Below are 12,525 nucleotides of genomic sequence, written 5' to 3'. Positions count from 1 at the left end.
TCATAGCAAATATTTTAGTTTTTCCAAAAGAAAAACAATAAAAGTAGTATTTTTCTTGGATTTTCAACCGATTTTGTTTACTATTTTTTGAACAAATAATATAATAACATTATACACTTAGAAGGAGAGTAAAAAATTATGTCGAGAATTGATAAAATTAATGCTCGTGAAGTAATTGATTCACGAGGAAATCCAACTGTTCAAGTTGAAGTTTGAACAGAATTTGGCGGATATGGTTCAGCAATGGTACCATCAGGAGCTTCAACTGGAAGTCGTGAAGCATTAGAATTAAGAGATGGTGATAAAGGACGTTACCAAGGAAAAGGTGTTTTAAAAGCAGTTGGGAATGTTAATACAAAAATTGCAGAACAACTTGTTGGAATGGAAGTAACAAACCAAGTTGAAATTGATCATGCCATGGTTACCTTAGATGGGACTGATTTTAAAAAGAATTTAGGTGCTAATGCAATGTTAGGAGTATCAATGGCCGTTGCAAAAGCAGCTGCTTCGGAATTGGAAATGCCATTATACAAATATTTAGGTGGTGTAAATGGGAAAAAAATGCCTGTTCCAATGTTGAATATTATTAATGGAGGAGAACATGCCGATAGTGCAATTGATTTCCAAGAATTTATGATTATGCCAGTTGGAGCTGAAACTTTTAAAGAAGCTTTAAGGTGATCATCAGAAATTTTCTATACTTTAAAAAAAATCTTACATGATAAAGGTGATATTACAGCTGTCGGTGATGAAGGTGGTTTTGCTCCGCATTTTAATTGAGCATATAAAGATCAAACTTTAGCTTCATTTCAAACAAAAACACCAGCTGAGGTTGCATTAGATTTAATTGTTGAAGCAATTGAAAAAGCAGGATATAAACCAGGCAAAGAAGGTGTTATGATTGCAATGGATTGTGCTTCATCAGAATTATATTTTGATGATAAAAAATATCACTTTAAGAAAATTGAAAAAGTTACTGGTAAAGAATATGCTATGACAACAGAAGAATTAATTAAATATTTAGACAAGTTAGTTGATAAATACCCAATTATTTCAATTGAAGATGGTTTAGCAGAAGGTGATTGAGCTGGTTTTGAATTACAAGTAAAAACAATGGGACATAAAATTCAAATTGTTGGTGATGACTTATTTGTTACAAATCCAAAAATTACAGCAGAAGGAATTGCTCGTAACGCCGCAAATTCTGTTTTAATTAAATTAAACCAAATTGGAACAGTTACTGAAACAATTGATACAATTCAATTAGCACAAAAAGCAGGTTGAACGGCAGTTGTTTCACATCGTTCAGGAGAAACAGAAGATTCAACAATTGCTGATTTAGCAGTCGCTTTAAATACTGGTCAAATTAAAACAGGAAGTATGTCACGAAGTGATAGAATTGCAAAATATAATCGTTTATTAGCAATTGAAGATGAGCTAGGAACAGTAGCTGAATATGATGGAATTAAAACATTTTATAATTTAAAAAAACATGCTGCGGATTTTAAAAAATAACCTTTTATAAGGTTATTTTTTTATTCAATCTCTTTTAAACAGTTTAAAGTACCCTTAACAGCAACTTTTCACCATTTTAATAATTTTGCTACAATTTCTTGTTTTAACTTAGCATGATATTTTTTTCCAACGGCTGATATTTTTTTAATTTCTGTTGGTGATGTTAAGAATCCAACAGCTAATCCGGCTATAAAAGCAGCTCCCATGGCAGTTGTTTCAATATTTTGAGGGCGAATTACTTCAACTTGTGAAATATCAGCTTGAAATTGAATTAAATATTCATTTTGACTAGCACCACCATCAACTTTAATTCGTTTAATTGGTTGTTGTAAATCTTCAGCCGCGGCAGTAATAACATCATATGATTGATAAGCAAGTGATTCTAATGTTGCTTTAACTAAATGTTCACGCTTTGTTCCACGCTCTAATCCAAAAATTGCACCACGTGAATAAGAATTTCAGTAAGGTGATCCTAACCCAGCAAAGGAAGGAACCACATAAACTTGTTGGTCATCTTGTACAAGATTATTGGAATGGCAACACTTTTTAGGACACTTTTTATATAGACATTTGTTTTCTAAAAGTAACTGGAGATAAATAATTTAAAATGCCATGAATTCGAATATTGTTATATCAATGCACAAAATCAAAAAGTTCGTATTTTAATTGTGTTAAATTTTTAAATTTTTTACCCTTAATAAATTCAGTTTTAAAAGTTTTGTAAGTTGTTTCAGCCACAGCATTATCATAAGGGCGGCCTTTATTGCTTAATGATCTTTTAATATTAAAAGTTATTAAAATTTCATCAATGATTTTATTTTTAAACTCATTACCACGATCAGTATGAAATAGAGTTATTTGATTTAATGGTCGTGTTATTTTATGAAAAGATTGTTGGACCAGTTCGGCTGTTTTATTCGGACCAGCACTATAACCAATTATTTCACGATTAAACAAGTCAATTAATAAACAAATATAATGTCATTTAGCGCCAACTTGAACATATGTTAAATCACTAACAATAACTTCATTAGGTTTTTTGTTGTTAAATTGACGATTTAAAATATTATTAATTTGGTCATTATTGACTGTTGTTTTATGATTATGATATTTTAATTTGGTGTATTTAGAAACCAAATTATTTTTGATCATAAAGAATCTGATTTTTCGCCGCGATAAGATGATATCTTTTCTGTTTAAAATAACTTTAATTTTGCGAGCCCCATAAATTTTGCGACTTTTATTAAAGGCGCTGATAATTTCTTGTTCATAATTATTAACTTGCTTGTTAATACATTTATTAGTTTGATAATAATACGTTGATTTTGATAAACCCAAAATCTTACATATTTTTCTTACTGAATATTTTGTTTTGTTGTTATTAATTATTGTTATTTTTTGGCGATTATCAGTGCGGCTTGCTTTAAAATGTCATTTTCCATTTTCAAGTCTTTAAGTTCTTTTCGCAAAGTTATTATTTCATTTTCTTCTAGTGTGCGATTGTCTTTTGCTTTAAATGAACCAGAATTATTATAATTTTTAACTCAACTATAAATAGTTGGTTTTGGTAAATTATATTCTTGCCCTAGATTAATAACAATTTTACCATTTTTATATAGCATGACAATTTGTTTTTTAAATTCTTCAGAGTATGAAGTTTTATTTCCCATTTTTATATTCCTTCTTTCTTAATAATTTTATCTAATTTTGAAGTCTATATAATTATGGTCCTAATAATTGTAGCATATCCATAGTATATCAATCTATTTCACTAGCATGATAAACAATTTTAATTTGATCACGAAGTCATTGAATAGCAGCCCCAGCAACTTCTAAGGCATAAGTAATTTTGTTTTGATAATATAAGGCTATTGTTGTTAATAAGCCGCTTTTTGATGTAACTGGTTTTTCGCCAGTATTCATTAAAATAAAACATCCGGTTCCACAATTGTTTTTAACTTCTCCTGGTTCTAAACATAATTGGCCAAATAAAGCGGCTTGTTGGTCACCAATAGCACTTGCAATTGGAATTTGAACGTCAGTTTCTTTACTCAATAAACCGGGGAAAGTATGACCATAAATCTCTGATGATGATTTTACCGTTGGTAAAATATTTTTTGGAATATCTAATAAAGTTAGTAATTCATCATTTCATTGTTTAGTATGAATATTGAATAGCATTGTCCGACTGGCATTAGTTGAATCAGTGACATAAATTTTTCTTCCTGTTAGGCGGCAAATTAGTCAAGTATCAATTGTTCCAAATAAAAGGTTATTTTTTTGCTAATTGGCGGGAACCTTCAACATTATCTAAAATTCATTTGATTTTTGTTGCTGAAAAATATGGATTAATTACTAAACCAGTTTTTGCTTGAATTATGTCACTTTTTCCTTTAGCCATTAATTCATCACAATAAGCGGCTGTTCTACGGACTTGTCAGACAATGGCATTATAAATTGGAAATCCTGAACGTTTGTCTCACATAATAACTGTTTCACATTGATTGGTAATACCAATTCCGGCGATTTTATTTGGCCTTATTTTTTCTTTATTTAACGATTGAACAAAAGTTGCCCGTTGTGAGTTTCAAATTTCAACAGCATCATGTTCATCTAAACCAGCTCTCGGGAAAATTTGACTAAATTCTAAGGCATCGCTAGAAATAATTTCTCCTTGCTGATTAATAACAAGAGTACGACAACTTGTTGTTCCTTCATCAAGACTAATAATATATTTTGACATTATAGTTTGCTCCTTTTTAAATTGTTGGAATAATTTCTAATTGAATTGGATAAAAATCTGGTAGTCGGAAAAAAGATTAGGTTTTATAAAAATTATAAATAAAGTAATTAAATATAAATTAAAGTAATCGCTTATTAGAACGATTTTTTTATTTGCATTATTCATCAGATAGTATCTTTAAAATTAAAAATTAACCTATTTTTCCTAAAAATTAGTTAATATTTATAATTTCCTTTCTGTGATTTATTATATTTTTTCGGTTTAACAACTAATAATATCATTTTTAATAAAGATACTATCTGATGAATAACTTTAATTTTGTAGAAAACTCTTGATATTTATAAAATATACCTAAAATTAGGTATATTATTAATATAAGAGGTGAATAATTAATGGAAAAAATAATTGAAGAATTAATAAATAGTTTAACAGATGATCAATTTTTAGAATTTCATGAAAAAGTCAAAAAAGAAGCAGAATTAATTAAAAAACAAAAACGCTTAAATGAAATTGATCAAAAATTTAGGGATAAAGGTATTAAATGTCCTAATTGTCAATCTTTTTATTGTGTTAAAAATGGTCATAATCCTGAAGGAAAACAAAAATATTTATGCAAAAAATGTCGTGCTAGTTTTGATGCTTTTCGTGATCATTTTACGTATTGAAGTCATTTAAATTATGAACAGTGAAATTTATTGATTCAAATTTCATTATTAGGCCAATCTAGTAAAATGATTTCCCACTTTATTAAAACATCACCGAAAACCGCTTGATATAATCGCTAAAAAATAATGAAATCAAAACAATTAGAAAACACCCAATTAAAATTTAAAACGTTAAATGGCCAAATTCAAATCGATGAAACATTTATTAAAGAAATCCACAAAGGTAATTTTAAAGATAAATTTGATAAAAGAAAAATTCATCTTGATTCATTTTCAACCAACACTAAATGTTGTATTCAAATGGCTGTTGATAGCAATAATAATATTTATGTTAAATCAACCAACACAAAACGATTACAAAAACAGTGAATTATTGAAAATATTAATAAACAATTAATCAAAGAAAATTCAATTATTATTTCTGACATGCAACCATTATATTTATTAGTAGCAAAACAAACAAATTCTATTTTATTAGCAACTAAAACTAGTACAAATCCTGATGCTAGTTATCGGAAGTTAAATAAAATTAGTAAATTACAATCAAATCTTAAAGAATCCTTAATTCATTATCAAGGCTTAGGTTTCACGAACATTCAAAATTATTTAAATCTCTGAAAATGAAAATACCAGCATAAAGGTTTAACACCAAACCAACAATCATCGGTATTATATTTTAACGTATAAAAAAGTTAAATAACAATATTAAAAGTTTATATAATTTTCTTTTAAAGTTATCATATTGATGATTTTTTTTATTTCATCAAGAGTTTTCTACAAAATTAAAAATGAATAATGCAAATAAAAAAATCGTTCTAATAAGCGATTACTTTAATTTATATTTAATTACTTTATTTATAATTTTTATAAAACCTAAGCTTTTTTCCGACTACCAAAAATCTTGGTTTTTAACTAACTGACAACCATCATCAGTTAGTAAATGACAAAAATATATTTAGCAATGGCTGGGGCACTGCTTAAACCAGGTGATTTTGTTCCAGCGACATTAATAAATTTTGAATTATTATGTGCTGCTTTTAAATAAAAATCTTTTGAAAGTGGCTCAATTGAACGCGACCCAACAAAGGTTTGGCAAGTTTTTTCCATTTTAAGGTTAGGAATAATTTTAGCTCCAATTTGTCTAATTTTTTCATACATTGCAGGTGTTACTAATCGTGTTTTTGCTTTTGGAACATTATCTTCTGCTGTTGTCCAAACTAGCAGATGGCCATCTAACATTGGTGCAATAATGACCCCTTTTCCATGAATAGTTGGAACCATAAAGATGATATTATTAAATATATTTCCTTCACTTTTTTTCAAAACACGGTATTCTCCTCGTTTTGTTACTAATTCATAATCAGGATAACCTGCTTGGGCTGATAAAATATCACAATAGTGTCCAGCAGCATTAATTAATTATTTTGCAAAATAAGTTATTGCTTGATTATGATGTAAAGTTGTAACTTCAAAGAGACTTTGTTCTGGATGATATTTAATATTTGTAACAAGATGTTCTAACACTAATTCTTGATGATTTTTAATGCTATTTGAAAAAAACTTTTCGTTAAAATAACCGGATCAACAACTCAAAATGAAGTACATAGTAAAGAACTAAGAACTTCATTACTAATATTTGATTCTAATGCTCTAACTTCTGCTTGCCCGATTATGCGTAAATCTTTTGGATTAACATGATTCGTTATTCCTCGCTCATATAGCATTTGTAAGTGTGCTTGTTCCTCCACAGTAAAGGCAATTACTAATGAATTAACTTGTTGATGAGGAATATTTAATTCCTTAAAAATAGTTTGATAAAGTTTGTGTCCTTCAATATTTAATTTTGCTGTTAATTTTCCCGGAGTTGGATAAAAACCACCGTGAATGACTCCAGAATTTCCAGCTGATGTTTCCATTGCTACCTTTTTATTTTTTTCAATGGTAATGGTTTTTAATTGATAACGACTTAATTCGCGACTAATCGCAGCTCCAATGACACCACCACCAATGATACCAAAAACATCATAAGTTGGTTTATTTACCATAATAAGAGGTATCCTTTCCATTAAATAATACTAAAATAATAAAAAGATTCCGCTAGTTACAATTCCTGCTATGATTGGAGCAATAACTGGAATTCAACTATAACTTCAATCTGATGTCCCTTTGTTTTTAAGCGGTAATACAAAATGAATAATTCATGGAATTAAATCACGCACTGGATTAATTGTATAACCAGTTGTTCCCCCTAATGATAGACCAATTCCAAAAACTGTTAAACCAACAAAAAGTGGTGTTCATGCTCCTAAATTACCACTACTATATTTTCCAATTGTTAATATTGTGGCAATTAAGACAAAAGTTCCAATAAATTCTGCAAAAAAATTAAAAAATGGGTTATGATAAGTTGGGCCTTTCGCATGAATTGCAAGAATAAAGTCGGGATTATCAGTTACTGTATCTTTAATATGTTTTCAATAAAATACATCAACAATAATTTGACCAATGATTGCTCCGACAATTTGTTCTAATAACAAAACAGGTAATAAGAATCAACCATTAGTAATAAAAAAAGTTTGTTGAACAACCATTGCAATGGTATGGATAGGCTCCAATTATTAGGACCATAATTATATAGACTTCAAAATTAGATAAAATTATTAAGAAAGAAGGAATATAAAAATGGGAAATAAAACTTCATACTCTGAAGAATTTAAAAAACAAATTGTCATGCTATATAAAAATGGTAAAAGTATTATTAATCTAGGGCAAGAATATAATTTACCAAAACCAACTATTTATAGTTGAGTTAAAAATTATAATAATTCTGGTTCATTTAAAGCAAAAGATAATCGCACACTAGAAGAAAATGAAATAATAACTTTACGAAAAGAACTTAAAGACTTGAAAATGGAAAATGACATTTTAAAGCAAGCCGCACTGATAATGGCCAAAAAATAACAATAATTAATAACAACAAAAATAAATATTCAGTTAGGAAAATATGTAAGATTTTGGGTTTATCAAAATCAACGTATTATTATCAAACTAATAAATGTATTAACAAGCAAGTTAATAATTATTAACAAGAAATTATCAGTGCCTTTAATAAAAGTCGCAAAATTTATGGGGCTCGCAAAATTAAAGTTATTTTAAACAGAAAAGATATCATCTTATTGCGGCGAAAAATCAGATTCTTTATGATCAAAAATAATTTTGTTTCTAAATACACCAAATTAAAATATCATAATCATAAAACAACAGTCAATAATGACCAAATTAATAATATTTTAAATCGTCAATTTTAACAACAAAAAACCTAATGAAGTTATTGTTAGTGATTTAACATATGTTCAAGTTGGCGCTAAATGACATTATATTTGTTTATTAATTGACTTGTTTAATCGCGAAATAATTGGTTATAGTGCTGGGTCGAATAAAACAGCCGAACTGGTCCAACAAGCTTTTCATAAAATAACACGACCATTAAATCAAATAACTCTATTTCATACTGATCGTGGTAATGAGTTTAAAAATAAAATCATTGATGAAATTTTAATAACTTTTAATATTAAAAGATCATTAAGCAATAAAGGCTGCCCTTATGATAAATGCTGTGGCTGAAACAACTTACAAAACTTTTAAAACTGAATTTATTAAGGGTAAAAAATTTAAAAATTTAACACAATTAAAATACGAACTTTTTGATTTTGTGCATTGATATAACAATATTCGAATTCATGGCAGTTTAAATTTTTTATCTCCAGTTACTTTTAAAAAACAAATGTCTATATAAAAAGTGTCCTAAAAAGTGTTGCCATTCCAATTTATTAGTAATGAAAGATAAATATAGCTTAAATACTATATATTTTTATACATTTGATGAAGCAAGAATTTATTCTGAAAATTTAAATTATTGTAAAACAACTATTATTGATTTAGAAGACGAAAATATTAAATGACAAGGATGTGAATAATATGTGAAAAGATGAAGATGGCAATGTTTATACCAAAGAAGAATTATTTAATGAAGCACTTGAAGAATGTCATTCAGAAGATAGTGCTTATGAGTATATTGATACATTAATTATGGAAAAGAATTTGGAGGAAATTTAATTATGACAGATTTAAAGTTAAATAATGAAGTTAAAAATATTACTTATCCGTTTTATTTAAAAGGAAATGATTTTAAATAATTAAGTTTAAAAGCATTAACAATTAAAAAATGAATTGATGAAAATGGGCAAGAATTAGCAGAATTTATATATTGACAACAAGATTTATTAATAAATGGAGAATATAAATCACAATCACTAAAAGATTTAAAATTAATAGTTTCAAAAATTGATTATGTTTTTAGAGAACCATTAGAATTAATAAAAATTTTTAAAGATGAATTAAATTTTATTAGAAAAGATATTTTAAATTTAGAAAATAATATTAAGAATAATCATGATTCTTTAAAAAATAGTGTAATTAATATTCAATTTCAAAAACAAAATGAAATTATTGAAACTCATAAAAAAGAACAATTTTTAGAAATTAAAAGTGTAGCAAAACAAGAGCAAGAATTAAAAATTATTACTAGTAATTTTCGTAAAGATAAATTATTAATTAAAGATATTGAAGTTATTGGTATTAATGATGATTTTTTAAAAAATACTGATAAATTAGAACTTATTAATCTTATTAAAAACTATTTAATTGTTGATGAACAAATTGTTAAAAATGAAATTAAAGAACAATGAGATAGTAATAAAGATATTAATTTAATTGATATTAAAGGTATTAATTTTAAAATAAATAAAGGAGAAAAATAATATGGCAAATATAGTAGAATTTTTAAGAACAGATAAGGCAAATGATTGAATAAAAAGTAAATTTTCAAATGAAAATGAAATTGCAATATTTAAAAGTAATATTGTAGCAATATCAAATAGTAATGAATTATTACAAAAAGCAGACCCAAAAACTATAATGACTGCTTGTTATCAAGGTGTTTTATTAAACTTTACCTATGGAAAGATAATTTGGTTATGCTTATGTTGTTCCATATAAAACTAAAATAACAAAAAATATTAATGGTCGCGAAATACAAGAATGAATTAATCAAGCTCAATTTCAAATGGGTTATAAAAGTTATATTCAATTAGCACAAAGAAGTGGTCAATATTTAGATATGTCAGTATCAGATGTTAGAACTGGTGAATTAGTAAATTATGATCGATTAAAAGGAACTAGTTTTAATTGAATACAAAATGAAGATGAAAGAGAAAAATTATCAATTATTGGTTATGTAGCATATTTTAAAATGGTTAATGGTTTTGAAAAAACATTATATATGACAAAAGAACAAATGGAAAATCATTTTATGAAATACTCTAAAACTTATGCTAAAAATAAATCATTTTATATTGCTAGTTTTGATGAAATGGCATTAAAAACTGTATTAACATCATTATTAAGAAAATGAGGTATTATGTCTGTTGAATTACAACAAGCATATAAATCAGACCAAGCAGTTATTACAACTAATGATGAAAAGATTTATATTGATAATGATGGCAATGTTGGTAAAAATCAGGGGCAAATGAGCGACAAAACCTTATCAAATAATATAAATAATTAATAATATCATATATAATGAAGAAATAGTAGAAACTAATGACAATGTGGTTAAAGAAGAAGATATATCAAATGTAGTACCAGTTAATAGTGAAGATGCTTTTGAATGAGCATAAAAATAGGTATTGTCCCATCAGGAACTGGTACTACAGCTATTTCATTAATTAATTACAATAAATTAATTGATAAATATGAATATAAAAATAATAACTGAATTACACAAACCGATATTATTTTAGATGCTTTAAGATTAGATGCAATTATTAATATTGAAGATTGTTTATATACAGCTGCTAATGCTAGTAAAGATAGAGATGATTTATTAAAAGTAATTGGAGCAGTTAAATACAATACAAAGAAAGTAAGCAATATTAACTGAGTATCACCAAAACATACTAAATCAGTTGTTAAGAATATTGAAAATTTAAGTAAATATAATGATAGTTGTTTATGAGAATTTGAAAAAGATGTTAATTTAACTTATCAATATGGTAAAGGTTGAAAATATAATAATGAAAAAATAAGTAATCATTTACGAGATGCAATTATTATTGCTAATTATGAGAGGTAATATTATGAAGCAATCATATAATCAAAAAACAGGAAAATATTATTCTTTTAAAATTCGGAATGTTAATATTTACTTAAATGAAAATGAATAACAAGTTTGAAATGAATTAAATTTTGATACTTATTCTCAAAAAATATAATATCTTATTAATTATTATATTGTAAATAATAAAGGAGATGACAAAAATGAGTAATAATTATATTTTATGTTATCGTTCAGAACAAGGTAATCGACCTTGTAAAACTCCGCTTGATGAATATATAACTGGTATTGATCCCAAAGATGTAGATTTAAATTCACTATGAAATTGAGAGTATTTAATTAAAACATATGGCGAAAAGAATTTAATTATATTAAAAACAAATAAAAAATAACCTTAATTGTGGTTATTTTTTTAAATACTATTTGTTAGTTTTCTAATAGCGTCTTTTTGTGATTGTTTTTTATCATTTACTTTAACTTTTTTTTTAACATTTTTAATTTGACCTGTTTTTAATGCTAATTCTGTTGCATAATCGGGTCCTCATAAATGTTTTTCATGAGCAATAACAGCAGTTCTTAATTCTCTAATTTCTGATTTATATTTTTTAATTTTTTTAGCAGATAATCCTAGAATACCAATACTACCACCCATTCCACCAGCACCTGCTAAAACAAGTAAAGTAATCATTAATGTATCATTTAACATTTTTTTATTTCCCTTCTTATCCTTACTAAAACAGTGGCCATCCATTTTTTCAGAACAAAATAATTTATAAATTAAACTATATAACCACCCAAAAATATCAACCACCCCCCCTATATATAGTTTATTTTAAATTTAATTCCTTGTTATTTTCTTCTGTTATACCATCTAATCTATTTCATTTTTTTGCTATTCTTGGTTGAATAACACGCGGATTAATTCGACAATCTAAACAATGTCTTAAATGGTCTTTTTTTCATTTTGATTTATCAATTCAAATAATAATTAAAGAAATTATTAAAGTAATTAAAGGTAATATTGTAAATACTAATCCCATTTTAGATATTTTTTAATCGTGGAATATCAATTTTCATATCTACTTTGGGTTTACTACTGGCTACAAACATACCTTGAATTCTATGAGTAAATAAAGGTGTTAATAATATTGCAATGCCATTACCTCAATATTGTCCATAATTATACCAATTAATATCATCTTTAATTGCATTAATCATTCCATATTTCAATCAACAATTTAATGCTAAAAATATTAATGTATAAAAACTAACTATTCAACTACGAATTTTATATTTTCTTTCTCAATCTCTAATATCTTTATGAGTTCAATTATAAGTTGGAATAGGGTCTTTTTTAAATCAATTTCAAGGTAAGTCACCCTTTAATCAAGTTGTTTTATCTTGTTTCATTAATTAAAAATCCC

17 protein-coding genes and 2 pseudogenes are annotated in these 12,525 nt (G+C 26.3%); 10 read left to right on the top strand and 9 right to left on the bottom strand.

Annotation, left to right across the window (positions count from 1 at the left end; genetic code table 4):
• The first annotated feature begins 138 nt into the window (after positions 1–138).
• Positions 139–1,515 carry a phosphopyruvate hydratase gene (gene eno / locus AAHM76_RS05380; RefSeq protein WP_342255639.1) on the top strand — a complete coding sequence of 459 codons (1,377 nt, stop codon included), beginning with the start codon at positions 139–141 and terminating at the stop codon, positions 1,513–1,515.
• A 20-nt stretch (positions 1,516–1,535) separates the two neighbouring features.
• On the opposite strand, the gene AAHM76_RS05375 is transcribed toward eno, so the two are convergent.
• The 3 genes and pseudogenes from AAHM76_RS05375 to AAHM76_RS08580 form a co-directional block, all read right to left on the bottom strand.
• Positions 1,536–2,096 carry an FGGY-family carbohydrate kinase gene (locus tag AAHM76_RS05375; RefSeq protein WP_342256846.1) on the bottom strand — a complete coding sequence of 187 codons (561 nt, stop codon included), beginning with the start codon at positions 2,094–2,096 and terminating at the stop codon, positions 1,536–1,538.
• A protein-coding gene (locus AAHM76_RS05370; RefSeq protein WP_342255638.1) for an IS3 family transposase occupies positions 2,074–3,185 on the bottom strand; the annotation gives its coding sequence in 2 pieces (ribosomal slippage) (positions 2,074–2,942 and positions 2,942–3,185; 1,113 coding nt in all). Before AAHM76_RS05370 ends, AAHM76_RS05375 begins: the two co-directional genes overlap by 23 nt.
• An 85-nt stretch (positions 3,186–3,270) precedes the next feature.
• Positions 3,271–4,258, bottom strand: a pseudogene (locus AAHM76_RS08580) (FGGY family carbohydrate kinase); the annotation flags it as partial.
• Positions 4,259–4,650: 392 nt separating this feature from the next.
• Between AAHM76_RS08580 and AAHM76_RS05355 the strand changes: the two are divergent.
• On the top strand, positions 4,651–5,043 hold the full coding sequence (locus tag AAHM76_RS05355) for an IS1/IS1595 family N-terminal zinc-binding domain-containing protein (RefSeq protein WP_342255636.1): 393 nt from the start codon (positions 4,651–4,653) through the stop codon (positions 5,041–5,043).
• Positions 5,044–5,049: 6 nt separating this feature from the next.
• Positions 5,050–5,610: a transposase gene (locus AAHM76_RS05350; protein WP_342255635.1), complete on the top strand. Its 561-nt coding sequence runs from the start codon at positions 5,050–5,052 to the stop codon at positions 5,608–5,610.
• A 246-nt stretch (positions 5,611–5,856) separates the two neighbouring features.
• Here the strand turns inward: AAHM76_RS05350 and AAHM76_RS05345 are convergent, their stop codons facing one another.
• The 3 genes from AAHM76_RS05345 to AAHM76_RS05335 form a co-directional block, all read right to left on the bottom strand.
• On the bottom strand, positions 5,857–6,309 hold the full coding sequence (locus AAHM76_RS05345) for an FAD-dependent oxidoreductase (RefSeq protein ID WP_342256844.1): 453 nt from the start codon (positions 6,307–6,309) through the stop codon (positions 5,857–5,859).
• Between the two features lie 137 nt (positions 6,310–6,446).
• The gene (locus tag AAHM76_RS05340; RefSeq protein WP_342255634.1) at positions 6,447–6,968 is read right to left on the bottom strand and encodes an NAD(P)/FAD-dependent oxidoreductase; all 522 of its coding nucleotides are present in this window, start codon (positions 6,966–6,968) and stop codon (positions 6,447–6,449) included.
• A 30-nt stretch (positions 6,969–6,998) separates the two neighbouring features.
• Complete coding sequence (locus tag AAHM76_RS05335; RefSeq protein WP_342255633.1) at positions 6,999–7,538, bottom strand: MIP/aquaporin family protein; 540 nt, start codon at positions 7,536–7,538, stop codon at positions 6,999–7,001.
• A gap of 67 nt (positions 7,539–7,605) precedes the next feature.
• Between AAHM76_RS05335 and AAHM76_RS05330 the strand changes: the two are divergent.
• The 7 genes and pseudogenes from AAHM76_RS05330 (at position 7,606) to AAHM76_RS05300 (ending at position 11,493) form a co-directional block, all read left to right on the top strand.
• Positions 7,606–8,719: pseudogene (locus AAHM76_RS05330) on the top strand (IS3 family transposase).
• 40 nt (positions 8,720–8,759) lie between these two features.
• Positions 8,760–8,900, top strand: coding sequence for a hypothetical protein (locus tag AAHM76_RS05325; protein ID WP_342255632.1), 141 nt, complete (start codon positions 8,760–8,762; stop codon positions 8,898–8,900).
• 1 nt (position 8,901) lies between these two features.
• Entirely contained in the window at positions 8,902–9,039 is a 138-nt protein-coding gene (locus AAHM76_RS05320; protein ID WP_342255631.1) for a hypothetical protein, read from the top strand.
• Positions 9,040–9,744: 705 nt separating this feature from the next.
• Positions 9,745–9,981, top strand: coding sequence for a hypothetical protein (locus tag AAHM76_RS05315; protein ID WP_342255630.1), 237 nt, complete (start codon positions 9,745–9,747; stop codon positions 9,979–9,981).
• A 7-nt stretch (positions 9,982–9,988) separates the two neighbouring features.
• On the top strand, positions 9,989–10,552 hold the full coding sequence (locus AAHM76_RS05310) for a recombinase RecT (protein WP_342256843.1): 564 nt from the start codon (positions 9,989–9,991) through the stop codon (positions 10,550–10,552).
• A gap of 102 nt (positions 10,553–10,654) precedes the next feature.
• Positions 10,655–11,119 carry a hypothetical protein gene (locus AAHM76_RS05305; RefSeq protein WP_342255629.1) on the top strand — a complete coding sequence of 155 codons (465 nt, stop codon included), beginning with the start codon at positions 10,655–10,657 and terminating at the stop codon, positions 11,117–11,119.
• Positions 11,120–11,304: 185 nt separating this feature from the next.
• A complete protein-coding gene (locus tag AAHM76_RS05300; RefSeq protein ID WP_342255628.1) occupies positions 11,305–11,493 on the top strand; it encodes a hypothetical protein in 189 nt (62 codons plus the stop codon).
• A 20-nt stretch (positions 11,494–11,513) separates the two neighbouring features.
• Here AAHM76_RS05300 and AAHM76_RS05295 read toward each other — a convergent pair whose 3' ends face one another.
• The 3 genes from AAHM76_RS05295 to AAHM76_RS05285 are packed head-to-tail and all read right to left on the bottom strand — an operon-like array spanning position 11,514 to position 12,511.
• Positions 11,514–11,912, bottom strand: a complete 399-nt coding sequence (locus AAHM76_RS05295) for a hypothetical protein (protein ID WP_342255627.1) — start codon at positions 11,910–11,912, stop codon at positions 11,514–11,516.
• Between the two features lie 16 nt (positions 11,913–11,928).
• Complete coding sequence (locus tag AAHM76_RS05290) at positions 11,929–12,141, bottom strand: hypothetical protein (protein ID WP_342255626.1); 213 nt, start codon at positions 12,139–12,141, stop codon at positions 11,929–11,931.
• Position 12,142: 1 nt separating this feature from the next.
• Complete coding sequence (locus AAHM76_RS05285) at positions 12,143–12,511, bottom strand: hypothetical protein (protein WP_342255625.1); 369 nt, start codon at positions 12,509–12,511, stop codon at positions 12,143–12,145.
• Positions 12,512–12,525: the final 14 nt, after the last annotated feature.

The sequence above is a fragment of the Spiroplasma endosymbiont of Poecilobothrus nobilitatus genome, from assembly GCF_964030655.1.
Lineage (GTDB): Bacteria > Bacillota_I > Bacilli_A > Mycoplasmatales > Mycoplasmataceae > Spiroplasma.
Note: the sequence above shows the minus strand (reverse complement) of the source record. Positions and strands in the feature narration are given on the sequence as shown.